Source organism: Microbacterium sp. NPDC089188, assembly GCF_040685155.1.
Taxonomy (GTDB): Bacteria; Actinomycetota; Actinomycetes; order Actinomycetales; family Microbacteriaceae; genus Microbacterium; species Microbacterium galbum.
Genome location: NZ_JBFBHH010000003.1, coordinates 388,154 through 404,117 on the forward strand (window position 1 = coordinate 388,154; position 15,964 = coordinate 404,117).

The following is a 15,964-nucleotide window of genomic DNA, read 5'->3' on the forward strand; positions in this document are numbered from 1 at the left end:
CCGGTCGTGTTCGGCCCGTCCCGCTCAGGAGGGCTGCCGTGCTGCCCGACGGGGGCGACGCGCCCCCGCGAGGTGCCGCGGGACTCAGGGCTGCGGGTCGAGTGCGTCGTAGTCGCGGAAGCGCGGGGACAGACGCACGAGGGTGCCGACCAGGGCCAGGATGACGATGCCACCGAGCAGGGGCGGGACCCACAGTGCCGCGAGGGTGGCGAGGGTGCCGGCGTAGAGCGCCCCCACGCGGGGGCCGCCGGCCACCACGACGATGAAGATCCCCTGCAGACGCCCGCGCATGGCATCCGGGACCGCCGCCTGCATCATGGTCGAGCGGTAGATGGCGCTGATGTTGTCGGCGGCGCCCGAGACGGCCAGGACGAGGGCCGCGAGAACGATGAGGAGCACGGCGCCCCGGTCTTCGCCCGTGTCGGTGGGGCGACCCCACCCCACCGCGGCCGCGAGCAGCACGAGGCCGAAGAGCCCGATGGACAGGCCGTAGACCTGGATCGACCGCTCGATGCCCAGCCCCTGGCGGCGCACCCGCCCGACCGGACCGGAGAACAGACTCGACAGGAACGCTCCCGCCGCCACCGCCGCCGTGAGAACGCCGGTCGTGATCGCGCCGCCGCCGAGGAGCACCGCACCGATCGCGGGGAACAGGGCGACCGGCTGGCCGAAGGTCATCGCGACGATGTCGAGGATGTACTGCAAACGGATGTTCGGGGCGCGGCGCAGGAACCGTGCGCCGTCGCGCAGCGACGCGAGGCCGGGGCGCACGACCTCGCCCTCGGGCCGCAGCCGCGGCAACGACCACAGGCCGAGGAACAGCGAGGTCATCAGCAGCACGTCGAGCGAGTAGGTCCAGGCGTATCCGGCGAAGGCGACGAGCACGCCCGCGAGGGCGGGGCCGGCCATGACCATGATGCCGACGGTGACCCCCTGGAGGGCGGCCGCCGCGGGGAGCAGGTCGCGGGGAAGCAGGCGCGGAGTGATGGCGGACTTCGTGGCCATCACGATGGAGTTCGCCGCCGAGTTCACGACGCTGAGGACGAAGAGCCACCCGACCGTCTCGAGGCCCGTCCACGCGAGGGTCGCGAGCAGGGCGGTGGAGGCGAAGGTCACCACCGCCGCCAGGAGGGCGACCGTGCGGCGGTCGAATGCGTCGGCGAGCATGCCGCCGTAGAGCCCCGCAGCCACCATCGGCAGGAGGCCCGCCACGGCGATCATCGACACCGCGAAGGTGCTCTGCGTGAGCTCGAAGACGTGCAGCATGACCGCCACGACCGTGAGCTGGCCGCCGAGGCCCGCGAGGGTCGACCCGATCCACAGGCGCGCGAAGGCGGGGGAGGTGGTGAGGGGGCGCACGTCGATCAGGGCGCTCTGCCGTGTGCTCATGCGTCGACGTCCACGCGCTTCACGCGGGCCGTGTGGCCGCGGACGATGTCGACGTCGCGCGGGGCCACGCCGAAGTGCGCGGCGAGGGCGCGGACCACGCCGCTGTTCGCGGCGCCGTCGACGGCGCGTTCGCGCACGTGCACGACGAGGCCGTCGGCGGTGTCTTCGACGAGGGGGCCGCGGCGGCTGCCGGGCTTGACGCGGACGGTGAGCTGCACGGATCGAGGCTACGCCAGCCCTCCGACGCCCCCGCTCGCCGGAGCGCGCGGGGGCCGCGGGACCGCCGGGGCGCAGCGGTTCGTTCGCGGCATCCGGATGCTGGTAGACTCATGCGGTTGCCGTTCGATCGGCCGCGGATAAAGAGAGCTCGCACATCGTGTGACGGGCGCCGCGCAATGAGAAGGAAGGGGATCCCATCTATGGCACTCGAAGCAGACGTCAAGAAGGCGATCATCGAAGAGTACGCGACGCACCCCGGTGACACCGGATCCCCCGAGGTGCAGGTCGCGATGATGACGCAGCGCATCAAGGACCTCACCGAGCACCTCAAGATCCACAAGCACGACCACCACTCGCGCCGTGGACTCTTCCTGCTCGTCGGTCAGCGCCGTCGCCTGCTGGGTTACCTGCAGGACGTCGACATCAACCGTTACCGCTCGCTCATCGAGCGTCTCGGTCTGCGTCGCTAATCGCACCAGCGTTCTATCGCGCAAAACATTCTTGGAAGGCCGCCCCACGGTGTGGGGCGGCCTTCGGCGTTCCCACGTACATCGTCGTCGGAGGTCCCTGATCCTGTCGAAGGGGCCGGAGCCCACGCGCACCCCGGTGGCTTCGACAAGCTCAGCCACCGCGGCGCCGAGAACCGGCCGCCTCGGCGCCGAGAACCGGCCACCTCCGGCGTGCGAACGGCGAGCGGCGAATGGCGAACGCCCGCCGCCGGGTCGGCCGGACAGCGGGCGTTCGTCGAGCGGGTCAGGACGCCGTGCGCGCGGCCAGCAGGTCGGAGTGCCACCGCTCCGCGACGTCGGGGTGGGCCCGCAGGCGGGACTTCAACGCGTTCTCGCCGTAGGTGGCGTGGATGGGGTTGGTCGGGTCCTGCGAGACGCCGCGTGCCTCGGCGGCGAGATCGGCGGGCAGGTCGATGATCGGCAGGCGCGCGTCGAGCGCCGGGTTGAAGAAGAACGGCACAGAGATGCGCTCGTCGGGGTACCTCGGCGAGATCACGCGGTGGTTCGTCGCGGTCAGGTAGCCCTGAGTGGCGTACTCGAGCAGCTCGCCGATGTTCACCACGAACGCACCGGGCACCGGGGGAGCATCGACCCACTCGCCGTCGCGCTCGACCTGCAGGCCGCCCTTGCCGGGCTCGACCCACAGGAGCGTGAGGACGCCGGAGTCCTTGTGCGCCCCGACCCCCTGTTGAGGCGTCGGGTCGTCTTTGCCGGGGTAGCGGACGATCTTGATGAGCGTCTGCGGGTCGCCGAAGTGCCGGTCGAAGTACTGCTCCTCGGCGCCGAGGGCGAGAGCCCACGCGCGCAGCAGCTTCCGGGCGACGCCGGTGAGGTGGTCGTGCCACTCGGTCACGACCTCGCGCAGCTCGGGCTGGGCGGCCGGCCAGAGGTTCGGCCCGATGAGCCGGTTGTAACCGGGGCCGTCGGCATCCGGGATCGCGTCGCGCTCGGGCCCGATGTCGATCTGCTCGCGCCAGTCCACGCGCCCCTGCGTGCGCTCGCCGCCAACACGGGTGTAGCCCCGGAAGTGGGGGCTGGTGACGTTCTCGATCGCGAGCTTCTCGGCCTCGGGGAGGGCGAATAAGTCGTGGGCGGCCTGCAGCAGGCGCTCTTCGAGCGCGGGCGTGACGCCCGTGCCGGTGAGGTAGAAGAAGCCGACGTCGTGAGTGGCGGAGCGCAGGTCGTCGCGGAAGCGGGACGCGGCCTCGGGCCCCTGATCGAGGAGCGAGAGGTCGAGGATCGGGAGGTTCAACTCGGACATGGATCGAGGCTAGGTCGGGGCGCGCCCTGGTGGGCGAATGTTGCCGAGCGTTACCGGGGATGCCCGCGGCGTCCGCATCCGGTCGACATCGGGGATGCGCGAACCGGCGAAAGTGCGTAATCTGTCACAGTCAGGTGAGGCTGTCCTTACCTGATCCGCAGCGTCGCGGTCCTTCCTCCTCGTGAAAGTCGGAACTCCCGCCCGTGCTTGCCAGCTTCTTCGCCACCTTCCTCATCGGCCTTCGCGAAGGCCTCGAGGCCGCACTCGTCGTCGGCATCCTCGTCGCCTACCTCACGCGCCTCGATCGCCGCGACGCCCTGCCGAAGCTGTGGACCGGCGTGGGGCTCGCCGTGGCCCTGGCGCTCGGCGTCGGGGCGATCTTCACGTTCGGGGCCTACATGCTCACGTTCGAGGCGCAGGAACTGCTGGGCGGGGGACTCTCCCTGCTCGCGGTCGCGATGGTCACGTGGATGATCTTCTGGATGCAGAAGGCCGGCCGCACCCTGAAGGCGGGCCTCGAGGGCGGCATCGACAAGGCACTGCGCGGCGGCGTGTGGGCGCTCGTCGCGATCGGGTTCGTATCGGTGGCCCGCGAGGGTGTGGAGACGACCCTGCTGCTGTGGTCGATGGTGCAGTCGTTCGGCGAGTCGCCCGTGGCGCTGCTCGGCGCGCTCCTGGGGCTCGCCACCGCCGTCGTCCTCGGCTGGTTCATCGCGCGCGGCATGCTGCGCCTGAACCTCGGCCGCTTCTTCACCTGGACGGGCGGGTTCCTCGTCGTCGTCGCCGCGGGCGTGCTGGCCTACGCCTTCCACGATCTGCAGGAGGCGGGCGTGCTCCCCGGTCCGTTCGGCGCCGGCGCGCCGATCGACGCCGCGACCGGTCTGGTCGCCACCGGCTGGGCGGGCTTCCCCTTCGGCTGGGCGTTCGACGTGTCGGCCACCGTCGCCCCCGACAGCGCCCTGGCGGTGCTTCTGCAGGCGACCGTGGGCTTCCTGCCCCAGATGACCTGGATCCAGGTCATCGCATGGGTCGTCTACGTCGCCGTCGTCGCTCCGCTCTTCGTGCGCGGGGTGCGTGCGGGCCGCCGTCCGCGCCCTTCGGCGTCGCCGCTCACTCCTCTGGCGGAGTCCCGGCCCGACGCCGCGCCGGCGACGGTCGCCACCTCCACCGCCCCCTGAGACCCCTTTCCTTCCGCGCGCACCCGACGCCGCGGCATCCCTTCCTCGAACGGAGCACAGCACCATGAATCCGACACGCCTCCTCGCGGCCGGTGCCGCGGCCGGCGCCGCCGTCCTCGTCCTCTCGGGCTGCGTCGCCAAGACCGACGCGGCGGCCTCCGGCGCCCTCACGGTGACCTCGACCGTCGACGGCTGCGCCGTCTCGGCCGGGAGCTCCCCGAGCGGCACCGTGGCTTTCACGGTCGACAACAAGAGCGACCAGACCACGGAGTTCTACCTGCTGGCATCCGACGGCCTGCGCATCGTGGGCGAGGTCGAGAACATCGCCCCGGGCGCCTCGCGTGATCTCACCGTCGTCGCGCAGCCGGGTGACTACTTCACCCTGTGCAAGCCGGGGATGGTCGGCGACGGCGTCGGCAAAGCCGCCTTCACGGTGACCGGTGACGCCGTGGCCGTCGAGGGACCGGATGCCGAGCAGAAGCAGCAGGCCGTCGATCTGTACGCGGCCTTCGTGAAGGACCAGGTCGGGCAGCTCATCCCCGCGGTGCAGACCCTCGCCGCCGCCTATGAGAGCGGCGACGACGCGACGGCGCGCGAGCAGTTCCCGCGCGTCCGCGCGTACTACGAGCGCATCGAGCCCATCGCCGAGGCGCTCGGCGACCTCGACCCCCGCATCGACTACCGCGAGGTCGACGCCGTGGCCGAGGGCCTGGACTGGACCGGGTTCCACCGCATCGAGAAGGACCTCTGGGTCCCCGCACAGGACGCGCTGAACGCGGACGGTGAGACGCCCGCCTGGAAGGACTGGGCGCCCTCCACCCCCGCCGAGCGCGCCACCTACGGCGACAAGCTCATCGCCGACACGCAGGAGCTGTACGACTACGTCCACTCCGACGCCTTCACCCAGGCGCTCGACGCGCAGGGCGTGGCCGGCATCTCGAACGGCGCCATGGCGCTGCTCGACGAGGTCGCCACGGGCAAGATCAGCGGCGAAGAGGACTGGTGGTCGGGGACCGATCTGTACGACTTCGCGGCGAACGTCGAGGGCTCCAAGATGGCCTTCTCGCTCGTCCGCGACTTCGCCGAATCGAAGGGCGACAAGGGCGCCGAGCTGGTGACGCGCATCGACAAGGGCTACGCCGACCTCGAGGCGGCCCTCGCCGCGCACGGCTCCGCGGACGCCGGCTTCGTGCCGTACTCGCAGCTCACCGAGGCGGACAAGCGTCAGCTGACCGACCTCATCAACGCCCTCGCCGAGCCGCTGTCGCAGCTGACGGTCACGGTGCTGGAGTGAGCGTGAGCCACGACGAACAGACCTCCGCTGCCGCCGGACCCTCGGGTTCGGCGGCAGCCGCGTCGCCGTCCGGCCGCGACGCGTCGGCGGGAGTGTCCCGCCGCGACCTGATGGGCCTGGCCATCGGTGCGAGCGCGACCAGCCTCGTCGTCGGCGCGGGCGCTGGTCTCGTGGGGGGAGCGGCGTACGGCCAGGATCAGGCGCGACGGGTGATGGATGCCGTGGCCCCGGCATCCGGCATCCATCAGCCCGGCATCACGACCCCGGTGCAGGAGCACCTGCATTTCGCCGCGTACGACATGATGGCGCGGACGACCCGCGACGACCTCGCGGAGCTGCTCGCGGACTGGACCTACGCCGCGAACCGCCTGATGCAGGGCCTCGACGTGAGCGCGACGGGTGCCCTGGGTGGTTCGCCCGAGGCCCCGCCGGACGACACGGGGGAGGCCGTAGGTCTTCCGGCGAGCAACCTCACGATCACGTTCGGCTTCGGGCCGTCGCTCTTCGACGCCCGCTTCGGGCTCGAGGGGCAGCGCCCGCCGGGCCTCGAACGGCTGCCGGCGTTCCTGGGCGACGACCTCGACCCGCTGCGCTCCGACGGCGACCTGTGCATCCAGGCCTGCGCCGACGATCCGCAGGTGGCCGTCCACGCGATCCGCAACCTCAGCCGGATCGCCTTCGGCCGTGCGACGATCCGCTGGTCGCAGCTCGGTTTCGGCCGGACCTCCAAGACCACCGCCGCGCAGACGACGCCGCGCAACCTCTTCGGGTACAAGGACGGCACCGCCAACATCCTCGCCGACGACACGGCCGCGCTCGACGAGAACGTGTGGGTCTCGGCATCCGAGGGTCCGGCGTGGCTCGCGGGAGGGTCGTATCTCGTGGCGCGGCGCATCGCGATGCTCATCGAGACGTGGGATCGCACCCGCCTCGCTGAGCAGGACCGCGTCGTCGGTCGCGACAAGGCCGCGGGGGCGCCGCTGTCGGGCGGCGACGAGTTCACCGCGCCCGACTTCGGAGCGACGGATGCCACGGGCATGCCCCGCATCGACCGGCGCAGCCACGTGAGCCTCGCGCACCCCGACAACAACGGCGGCATCCGCATCCTTCGCCGCGGCTACAACTTCGTCGACGGCACGACCGACCTCGGTCGGCTGAACGCCGGGCTGTTCTTCCTGTCGTTCCAGAAGAGCCCGGATCGCTTCATCACGCTCCAGAAGGCGCTGTCGACGGATGCCATGGGCGAGTACCTCCGCCATGTCGGCTCGGGGCTGTGGGCGGTGCCCCCGGCTCCCGCCTCGGGTGCGTCGATCGGGGCGGGGCTGTTGGGCGCGTAGGGAGCGGGCGGTGTGGGCCTGCGCGGCGTGGGCCCGCACGGCGTCGGTGCGCGGGCGCGTCGGTGCGCGGCCGCGGGCGCGAGGTCACACGTTCCGCGCGAGATCACGACGTGCGGCGTCGTCGAAGCTGCGCTCTCGGGCCGATCGTGTGATGTCGCGGGTCGCGGGCCGCGGGGGTGCGTCAGCTCCCGCGACCCGCGCCGAGCTCGCGGTCGCGGAAGAGCCACGGCATCCGGGGCTCCACCAGCGGGCGCGTCAGACGCCGGACCGGGCGGCTCGACAGCGCCACGGCGATGCCGACGCTCGCGACGACGACGACAGGGATCCACAGCCCCATCGGCTCGAGGCCCCGCAGCACTCCCGACTGGCGGAACGGGTAGAGCACGAACGTGTGCAGCAGGTAGACGTACATCGTGTACCGACCGAGGTGCGTCCAGCGGGTTTCGTGGCGGGGGATCAGCACCAGGAACGCGGCCATCAGCACGAGCGCGAGCGCGATGATCGCGAGCCGCACCCCGCCCGCCCACCACTGCGGCGCGTCGAGGTCGGCATAGGCATCGACGAAGAAGAACCAGGTTCCCAGCCGCACGTCGCGCCAGGTGTCGACGAAGACGAAGGCGAGCGCCGCGGCGGTGACCAGAACGGTCGCGGCGGCCGCCCGGAGCCACACGGGCCGCGCCGCGAGCAGCCCCGCGCGCGCGACGACGTCGTGCTCGCGCAGCCACCATCCGAGGGTGAAGAAGGGCAGCAGGCCGAGGAAGCGCGAGAGCGAGAACGTCGAGTCGATGCTCGGCAGGTATCCGGCCACGATCGAGATCGCCAGGGCCCACACCACCGGCGCGCGCAGCAGCGCGAGATACGGCAGCACGAGCCGGAACAGCGCGAGGGCGAGCAGGAACCACAGCGTCCATGACGGTTGCGCGGGGTCGAGGTTCGTCCTCCCCGTGACGAGGAACTGCGTGATCGTCCACAGGGTCTCGAGAATCAGGTAGGGCGCGATGAGGTCGGTGAACAGGCGAGCCATCCGGCGCCGCGTCGGCTCGGCGGACGATGAGAAGAACCCCGCGACCAGCGCGAACAGCGGCATATGGAACGCGTACACGAGCAGGTACAGCGCCTCCGCGGCATCCGAGTCGTAGGTCAGGCGTTGGATCGCGTGGCCGAACACGACCAGGGTGATCGCGGCGAACCGGGCGTTGTCCCAGAACGCCGTGCGTGTCTTCGGGGGCGAGGTCGTGGCATCCGTCATCCCGGGCGACGATAATCGCGTCGGGAAGAGGGGTCCACGGGGGTGGATTCCGGATGCCGATGGGGTACGGCGGAATAAACCCCGGCGTGGTGCGTTCCACCATGTATATTCAGATGCATACAAAACAGGAGGCGCATCATGGGTGAGACGAACAACTGGCCGGGCATGCAGTTCGGTGTCATGACGGTGAGCGACATCACCCAGGACCCGACCACGGGCAAGACGCCCAGCGAAGCTCAGCGCATCACGGACACCCTGACGATCGCGAAGCACACCGAAGAGGTGGGCCTCGACGTCTTCGCCCTCGGCGAGCACCACAACCCGCCGTTCTGGTCGTCGTCGCCCACGACGACGCTGGCGTACATCGCCGCGCAGACCGAGCGCCTCATCCTCACGACGTCGACGACGCTGATCACCACGAACGACCCGGTGAAGATCGCCGAGGATTTCGCGATGCTGCAGCACGTGTCGGGCGGCCGCGCCGACCTCATGCTCGGCCGCGGCAACACCGGTCCGGTGTACCCCTGGTTCGGGAAGGACATCCGTCAGGGCCTGCCGCTGACGATCGAGAACTACGACCTGCTGCACAAGTTGTGGCGCGAGGACGTCGTCGATTGGGAGGGGAAGTTCCGCACGCCGCTGCAGGGCTTCACCTCGACCCCGCGTCCCCTCGACGGCGTGCCCCCGTTCGTCTGGCACGGCTCGATCCGCACGCCCGAGATCGCCGAGCAGGCCGCGTACTACGGCAACGGTTTCTTCGCGAACAACATCTTCTGGCCCAAGGAGCACTACCAGCGCCTCATCACCCTCTACCGCGAGCGCTTCGCCCACTACGGCCACGGCACGCCCCAGCAGGCGATCGTCGGTCTCGGCGGTCAGGTCTTCATGCGCGCCAACTCGCAGGACGCGGTGCGGGAGTTCCGCCCCTACTTCGACAACGCCCCCGTCTACGGCCACGGCCCGAGCCTCGAGGACTTCAGCGAGATGACCCCGCTGACCGTCGGATCGCCGCAGCAGATCATCGACCGCTACGCCGCGATGCGCGAGACCTTCGGCGACTACCAGCGTCAGCTCTTCCTCATCGACCACGCAGGGCTGCCCACCAAGACGGTGCTCGAGCAGCTCGACATCCTGGGCGGTGAGGTCGTGCCGGTGCTGCGCAAGGAGCTGCAGAAGAACCGCCCGGCAGAGGTGCCCGACGCGCCCACGCACGCCAACCTCGTCGAGAAGATCTACGCCGGTGCCGCCCCGCGCCAGGCCGTCCCCGGCGCGAACCGCGGCGACAACATGGTCTCGGGAAGCCCCTACCAGGATGCCGCGCCGCGCTCGGGCAGCGCGTTCGGCGCCGCGGCGACGAAGGTGGGTGCCTGAGATGGCCGCCCGTCGCATCGCGGTCGTGACCGCGGGACTGTCGACGCCCTCGTCGACGCGGATGCTCGGTGACCGCCTCGCCCACGCGGCGCTCGCCGAACTGCGCGAGCGGGGGATCGAGGCCACGGCCGACGTCTTCGAACTGCGCGACTACGCGCACGACCTCACCGACAACCTGCTGACGGGCTTCGCCCCGCCGGCGCTCGAGCAGATGATCAACACGGTCGTCTCGGCCGACGGCCTGATCGCTGTCACGCCGATCTTCTCGACGAGCTACTCGGGCCTGTTCAAGTCGTTCATCGACGTGCTCGACCCGCAGGCCCTCTCCGGCACTCCGGTGCTGATCGGCGCCAACGCCGGCACTGCCCGTCACTCGCTCGCCATCGACTACGCGATCCGTCCGCTGTTCACCTACCTGCACGCGAATCCCGTACCGACCGGGGTGTTCGCGGCATCCAGTGACTGGGGCTCCAACGCCGACGAGGTCGCCCCGCTGGGCTCGCGCGTCGACCGCGGCGCCCGCGAGTTCGCCGACGCGATCGCAGCCCGCGAGCCCGTGCGCGACGCCGACCCGTTCGACCCCTCCTCGTACCTCGGCGAGGGCCGCTCGTTCGGTCACCTCCTCGGCGGCTTGTCGGGGGAGTGACCCGTCTCGACGCCCCGTCGCCCTCGTGGGTGGCGGGGCGTCGTCGTGCGTGGGGCGTGATGGGCGTGATCTCCGCGGGATTCGGGGTGCGGGTATGCGCGTCGCGGAGGGTGTGCACGGGCCGGTTCGAGGGTGCGGGGGCGCGAACTCGGTGATGCGCGTGACCTCCGTCGTTTCTGGGGCGTCCGAGCGGAAGGTGTACGCACCACGGAGAGCTCGTGCGCGGGCGACGAAGCAACGCTCCGCCTAGGGTGGGGGCGAGCAGAAGGAGTCGGGATGGATGCCGCGCAGTGGGACGAGCGATACCGCGCCTCGGCCGGGGGAGTGTGGGCCACCCAACCGCCCGCGGTCGTGCGGGAGATCGTGACCCCGCTGCCGTCGGGAACCGCGATCGACGTGGCCACCGGCGACGGACGCACCGCGCTGTGGCTCGCGGAGCGGGGCTGGGCGTGTACCGGTCTCGACTTCTCGAGCGCAGGACTCGCGCTCGCCGCGGCTCGGCCCGGTGGTGACGCCGTCGAGTGGGTCCAGGCCGACGTGCACGAATGGGAGCCCGACGCCCCCGTGGATCTCGTCGTGTCGTGCTACCTCCACCTTCCCGACAGCGCGGCGGCGATCGCGAGGATCGCGCAATGGGTGACGCCCGGCGGCACGCTCGTCGTCGTCGGTCACGACGTCGAGAACATCGCCGCGGGAGGTCACGGGCCCTCCGACCCCGCGATCCTCTACACCCCGGAGGTGCTGCGCGGCGCGCTCGACGACCGGTTCCGCATCGCGCGGTGCGAACGGATCGTGCGAACGAGCGCCGATGCGGAACTCCGCGAGGGCCACCCCGCGGCGGCGGTCGACTCGCTCCTGCACGCGGTGCGCGTGCGCTGACGCGCGCGGCCCGGCGGTGAGCGCCCGGCGATCCGCGACCGCAGCGGCGCACGGAGCGACCCGTCCGGGAAGCGGATGCCTCAGAGCACGATGTCGTCCGCGCCGCGGAGCTCGCGCGCGGCTACCGGGCGGAGTCCGCGGCGGACGAGGGTATCCGCCGCGACGAGCGGCCCCACGTCTATCCCCGTCTCGGCCGCGATCTCGGCGATCGGCACCTGGAACGTGCGGAACGCCCCCAGCGGGGGCACCACCAGCCCCTGCCGCGTATCGACCAGGTCGGTCTGATCGAGCACGAAACCGGCGGCCGCCAGGGCGTCGCCCTCGCGCCACGCCGCGATCTTCCAGAAGCGAAGCGGCACCCGAATACCGCGGTACGGCGGATCGTCGTCGGCGAGCACCGGCGCGGTGAACACCGCCATGCGCTGATCGGTCGTCTCCGCGTACGCGAGCACATGGTCCTCGAGCCCGAGCCAGAGCTCCTTCGACTGATTGAAGCCGGCCGCCTGCGGTGCGGCGTTCGTGTAGAAGAACGTGGCCTCGGTGGCATCCTGCGCCTGGTCGGTCGTGCCCCAACCCGGGTCCCGGCGTCGCACGAGGTGCCCGCGGTCGAGGTCGTTGCGGCTGTAGATCTCGGCCCCCGCCTGCGCGTCGGCATCGACGCGCGGGTCGAGACGCCATTCGCCGGTGCGGGGGAGGTCGCGCAGCGTCGCGCCGTCGATCACCACGGCGGTGACGGCCGCGAACCGTCGCCCCTCGTCGAGCAGCACCGAGAAGCGCGGGTAGTCGAGCCGCGTGGTCGCCCGTGCGGGCGAGGGGAGGGGCAGGGGGATGCCGAGGAAGTCCGGGTCGTAGCCGTCGCTCATACGCCCATGGTGCCCGGGCCTTCCGACATCGCGACAGACTGAGGCGATGGAACAGCACGTGAAGACCCGTTCCGACGCGCCCGCGGGCTTCTTCGCCGCGGAGGCGGCCGGACTCCGCTGGCTCGCGGAGGCGCGGGGAGCGCGCATCGCGCGTGTCGCCGAGGTCGCCGACGATCGCATCTGCATCGAGCGCATCGCCGAGACGGGCGCGACGGCCGAGGCCGCGGAAGCCTTCGGTGCCGCGCTCGCCGCGACCCACGACGCCGGCGCCCCGGCCTTCGGCTCGCCGCCGCCCGGGTGGGAGGGCGACATCTTCATCGGACGCCGCTCCCAACCCGCCCGCCCGACGGCGACGTGGGGCGCGTTCTACGCCGCGCAGCGCGTCGAGCCCTTCCTGCCGGTCGCGCTCGCCGCGGGGGCTCTGTCGTCATCCGGAGCCGAGGTGGTCCGGCGCGCGTGCGCCCTCGTCGCGGAGGGGGCCTTCGACGACGAGGAGACGCCCGCGCGCCTGCACGGCGACCTCTGGGCCGGGAACGTGCTGTGGGCCGCCGACGGCGTGGTGCTCATCGATCCCGCGGCGCACGGCGGCCACCGCGAAACCGACCTCGCGATGCTCGCCCTCTTCGGCGCTCCGTTCCTCGACCGCATCATCGCCGCCTACGACCGCGCGCATCCGCTTCGCGGGGGATGGCGCGACCGCGTGCCGGTCCATCAGCTGCACCCGCTTGCGGTGCACGCCGCGGGTCACGGTCCGTCGTACGGTCGAGCGCTGGTCGAGGCGGCGGAGGAGACGCTCGCGCTGGTCTGAGCGCCGGTCTCGGCATCTGGAATCTCGGGACCCTCGAAAGGATCGGGCGGAGAAGCCCGAGGCGCGCGGCATCGGCGGGTCCACGCGAGGGCGCCGTCGCGGCCCCGCGTCAGCCCCGCGCGGCCGTCCGCCGCTTCGCCCGGTGGGCGAGGACGAGGTCGACGCCCACGCCGATCCCCACCGCGACGAGGATCGAGACCACCACCGCCACCACCGGACCGCCGGGCACGACGGCGGCCACCACCGCGCCGATGACCGCCTGGTACGCCGCCCAGGCCAGCGCCGCCAGAGCGGCGACGCCCAGGTACCTCGCCGGGTTCACGCGCGCAGCCCCGGCGGCGAGGTTCACCGCGAGACGCGCGAACGGGACGAACCGCGCCGTGAACAGCACGAGTGCGGCGTTTCGGTCGAGGCGCCGGCGTGCCCACTCCAACGCGGCCGACACGCGAGGCCCGCGCATCCACGGCCACCGTTCGACCCCCACCGCGCGCCCCACGAGGTAGCAGCACAGGTCGCCGGCGAACGCGGCGGCCCCGGCGACGAGGATCACACCGCCCAGCGGCGGGGTGCCGTGCGCGACGGCGAGGGCGCCGAAGGCCGTGACCGCCGCCTCGCCCGGAACGACGACGAGGAACGCGTCCGCGAACACCAGTACCGCCATCGCCGGCAGGGCCCACGGGCTCGCCGCGATCGCCTGCAGCCACGCGTCGACCCCGTCCATCCCGTCACTCTCCGCCGCCGATCGAGACGCCCCGCCCACGCGGCGGTGACGCCCCGCGGAGCATCCGGTGAACATCGCGAACGTCGACCCATCACGCGCCCCGCGAGGGCCGCCGAGGTCGCACCCTGGTGTCGTGAGAGTCGCGCTGCTGGCCGAATCCTTCCTCCCGCACATGAACGGGGTCACCGGTTCCGTCCTCCACGTCCTGCGCCACCTGGCCGACGCGGGGCACGAGACGCTGGTCATCGCCCCCAGGTCGGGAGACGTCACCGCCGACCTGCACGGCGCCCGCACCGAGCTCCTGCGCTCGGTGCCGCTGCCGTCCTACCCCGAGGTGCGGGTGGTGTTCGCCCGAGCGGCACGCCTGGGCGCCCTGCTGCGCGACTTCGACCCCGATGTCGTGCACCTGGCATCCCCGTTCGTCCTCGGGTGGCAGGGGCTCGCCGCGGCGGACGCCCTGAAGATCCCCTCCGTCGCCGTCTACCAGACCGACGTCGTCGCCTACTCGCAGAAGTACGGCCTGCCGCACGCCACGGCCCTCGTCGCCGCTCACGTCGCCCGCCTTCACCGTCGGGCCACGCTCACCCTCGCTCCCTCGTCGGCGTCGACACGTCAGCTCGAGGAGCTCGGCGTGGATCGCATCCGCCGCTGGAGTCGGGGAGTGGATGCCGTGCGCTTCGCCCCCGAGCACCGCGACGACGCGTGGCGCGCCGAGGTGGCGCCGCACGGCGAGCGCATCATCGGGTACGTCGGTCGCCTCGCGCCCGAGAAGCAGGTCGACGACCTCCGCGTCCTCGCCGGCCTGCCGGACACCCGCGTGGTGATCGTCGGCGATGGTCCCTCGCGCCCCGCGCTCGAGAAAGCCCTCCCGGATGCCGTCTTCACGGGCCACCTGTCCGGAACGGCCCTGTCATCGGTCATGGCCGGGTTCGACGTCTTCGTGCACCCGGGCGAGAGCGAGACCTTCGGGCAGACCATCCAGGAGGCCCTGGCCAGCGGCGTCCCGGTGGTCGCGACGGGAGTCGGCGGTCCGCTGGATCTCGTGCGCTCGAGCGTCGACGGCTGGCTCTACAAGCCCGGCGACCTCGGCGACCTGCGCGCGCGCGTCGCCGATCTCGTCGGCGACGAGGCGAAGCGCCGCGCCTTCGCGCGCGCCGCGCGCGGCGCCGTGCAGGGGCGCACGTGGGCGGCCCTGACGGGCGACCTCGTCGGACACTACGCGGATGCCATCGCCCTCCGCCGCATCGACGACAACCTCCTCCTGCGCGGCGGGCCGCGCCCGGCGGCCGTCGAGGCCACGCGCACACGGGGTCGCTGGACCCGCTTCGTCGCCCTCGGCGACTCGTTGACCGAGGGGCTGTGCGACGCGTCGCGCATGCCCTCGGGCCAGTTCCGCGGGTGGGCGGACCGCCTCGCGGAGCTCCTCGCGCACACGAGCGACGAGGGGCCTTTCCGTTACGCGAACCTCGCCGTGCGCAGCCGCCGCGTGCGGCACCTGATCGACGAGCAGATCCCCGCGGCCCTGGCCCTGCAGCCCGACCTCGTGTCGATCCTCATCGGTGCCAACGACCTCGTCGGGCCGGCCCCGGTGATTCCCGCCCTCGTGGCGGAGGTCGAGTCGGCGGTGCGCGCGGTACGTCGCACGGGCGCCGACGTCCTGCTCGTCACGACGTTCCTCCCTCGACGGCCGGCGGCTCGCATCTTCGCCCGCCGCTTCGCGGCCTACAACGTGCATCTGCGCCGCATCGCCGCGGACCAGGGCGCGATCCTGCTCGACCTGGAGGCCGCCGCCGAGATCGGGGAGCTGCCGCTGTGGGCCGACGATCTGGTGCACCTACGCTCGTCGGGGCACCGGCTCGTCGCCTACCGCGCGGCGGAGGCGCTCGGCGTTCCCGACGCACGAGCCCTGCTGGGCCTCGATGAGGCGCTCCACGCCGACGACGATGCCCCGCGCGGCGGATGGCTGACCCGTGACGCGCTGCCCTGGGTGTGGCGCCGAGTCCGCGGTCGCACCGCGGGTGACGGCATCCACGCGAAGCACGAGGGATACGTCGAGCTCCCCACCCGCGGCGATCGGGAGCGCACCCCCGCGTCGTGACGCACGCCGATGCCCGGGGCGGCTGCCCGGGAAGGACCCTGGGTTCGTCGAGGGGTCCGGTGGCTTCGACAGGTTCAACCACCTCGCGCGCGGAGGACTCTGAGCTCGTCGGAGGGTCCGTGATCGGCGCCCCGCGCCGAGC

General features: G+C 72.0%; 15 protein-coding genes. 9 read left to right on the forward strand and 6 right to left on the reverse strand.

Going from position 1 to position 15,964, the window contains the following annotated elements; genetic code table 11:
• Window positions 1–84 precede the first annotated feature (84 nt).
• Together AB0N80_RS11720 and AB0N80_RS11725 are read right to left on the reverse strand one after the other, a co-directional pair.
• Window positions 85–1,389 carry an MFS transporter gene (locus AB0N80_RS11720; RefSeq protein WP_363578800.1) on the reverse strand — a complete coding sequence of 435 codons (1,305 nt, stop codon included), beginning with the start codon at window positions 1,387–1,389 and terminating at the stop codon, window positions 85–87.
• Complete coding sequence (locus AB0N80_RS11725; RefSeq protein WP_363392637.1) at window positions 1,386–1,607, reverse strand: DUF167 domain-containing protein; 222 nt, start codon at window positions 1,605–1,607, stop codon at window positions 1,386–1,388. The genes AB0N80_RS11720 and AB0N80_RS11725 overlap by 4 nt, the downstream gene beginning before the upstream one ends.
• A 201-nt stretch (window positions 1,608–1,808) precedes the next feature.
• On the opposite strand from AB0N80_RS11725, the gene rpsO reads away from it, so the two are divergent.
• The gene (gene rpsO, locus AB0N80_RS11730) at window positions 1,809–2,078 is read left to right on the forward strand and encodes a 30S ribosomal protein S15 (RefSeq protein ID WP_013583433.1); all 270 of its coding nucleotides are present in this window, start codon (window positions 1,809–1,811) and stop codon (window positions 2,076–2,078) included.
• Window positions 2,079–2,361: 283 nt separating this feature from the next.
• Here the strand turns inward: rpsO and AB0N80_RS11735 are convergent, their stop codons facing one another.
• Window positions 2,362–3,378 carry a 2-oxoglutarate and iron-dependent oxygenase domain-containing protein gene (locus AB0N80_RS11735; RefSeq protein ID WP_363578801.1) on the reverse strand — a complete coding sequence of 339 codons (1,017 nt, stop codon included), beginning with the start codon at window positions 3,376–3,378 and terminating at the stop codon, window positions 2,362–2,364.
• Window positions 3,379–3,581: 203 nt separating this feature from the next.
• Here AB0N80_RS11735 and efeU point away from each other — a divergent pair, with 203 nt between their 5' ends.
• From efeU to efeB, 3 genes are all read left to right on the forward strand, one after another.
• The gene (gene efeU, locus AB0N80_RS11740; protein WP_363578802.1) at window positions 3,582–4,556 is read left to right on the forward strand and encodes an iron uptake transporter permease EfeU; all 975 of its coding nucleotides are present in this window, start codon (window positions 3,582–3,584) and stop codon (window positions 4,554–4,556) included.
• Between the two features lie 64 nt (window positions 4,557–4,620).
• Window positions 4,621–5,850 (forward strand): iron uptake system protein EfeO, encoded by a 1,230-nt coding sequence (gene efeO / locus AB0N80_RS11745; RefSeq protein WP_363578803.1) that lies wholly within the window; start codon window positions 4,621–4,623, stop codon window positions 5,848–5,850.
• Between the two features lie 2 nt (window positions 5,851–5,852).
• A complete protein-coding gene (gene efeB / locus AB0N80_RS11750; protein ID WP_363578942.1) occupies window positions 5,853–7,187 on the forward strand; it encodes an iron uptake transporter deferrochelatase/peroxidase subunit in 1,335 nt (444 codons plus the stop codon).
• A 181-nt stretch (window positions 7,188–7,368) separates the two neighbouring features.
• On the opposite strand, the gene AB0N80_RS11755 is transcribed toward efeB, so the two are convergent.
• Entirely contained in the window at window positions 7,369–8,436 is a 1,068-nt protein-coding gene (locus AB0N80_RS11755) for an acyltransferase family protein (RefSeq protein WP_363578804.1), read from the reverse strand.
• A 138-nt stretch (window positions 8,437–8,574) separates the two neighbouring features.
• On the opposite strand from AB0N80_RS11755, the gene AB0N80_RS11760 reads away from it, so the two are divergent.
• The 3 genes from AB0N80_RS11760 to AB0N80_RS11770 all read left to right on the forward strand — a co-directional run bounded on the left by AB0N80_RS11760 (window position 8,575) and on the right by AB0N80_RS11770 (window position 11,332).
• Complete coding sequence (locus tag AB0N80_RS11760) at window positions 8,575–9,807, forward strand: LLM class flavin-dependent oxidoreductase (protein WP_315993113.1); 1,233 nt, start codon at window positions 8,575–8,577, stop codon at window positions 9,805–9,807.
• A gap of 1 nt (window position 9,808) precedes the next feature.
• Window positions 9,809–10,453 (forward strand): FMN reductase, encoded by a 645-nt coding sequence (locus AB0N80_RS11765; RefSeq protein ID WP_363578943.1) that lies wholly within the window; start codon window positions 9,809–9,811, stop codon window positions 10,451–10,453.
• Window positions 10,454–10,729: 276 nt separating this feature from the next.
• Complete coding sequence (locus AB0N80_RS11770) at window positions 10,730–11,332, forward strand: methyltransferase domain-containing protein (protein ID WP_315993111.1); 603 nt, start codon at window positions 10,730–10,732, stop codon at window positions 11,330–11,332.
• 80 nt (window positions 11,333–11,412) lie between these two features.
• Here the strand turns inward: AB0N80_RS11770 and AB0N80_RS11775 are convergent, their stop codons facing one another.
• Entirely contained in the window at window positions 11,413–12,195 is a 783-nt protein-coding gene (locus AB0N80_RS11775; RefSeq protein WP_363578805.1) for a DNA/RNA non-specific endonuclease, read from the reverse strand.
• Window positions 12,196–12,241: 46 nt separating this feature from the next.
• On the opposite strand from AB0N80_RS11775, the gene AB0N80_RS11780 reads away from it, so the two are divergent.
• Entirely contained in the window at window positions 12,242–13,003 is a 762-nt protein-coding gene (locus AB0N80_RS11780; RefSeq protein WP_363578806.1) for a fructosamine kinase family protein, read from the forward strand.
• A 109-nt stretch (window positions 13,004–13,112) separates the two neighbouring features.
• Here AB0N80_RS11780 and AB0N80_RS11785 read toward each other — a convergent pair whose 3' ends face one another.
• The gene (locus AB0N80_RS11785) at window positions 13,113–13,724 is read right to left on the reverse strand and encodes a VTT domain-containing protein (protein WP_363578807.1); all 612 of its coding nucleotides are present in this window, start codon (window positions 13,722–13,724) and stop codon (window positions 13,113–13,115) included.
• A gap of 133 nt (window positions 13,725–13,857) precedes the next feature.
• Between AB0N80_RS11785 and AB0N80_RS11790 the strand changes: the two genes are divergently transcribed.
• The gene (locus tag AB0N80_RS11790) at window positions 13,858–15,822 is read left to right on the forward strand and encodes a glycosyltransferase (protein ID WP_315993107.1); all 1,965 of its coding nucleotides are present in this window, start codon (window positions 13,858–13,860) and stop codon (window positions 15,820–15,822) included.
• Window positions 15,823–15,964: the final 142 nt, after the last annotated feature.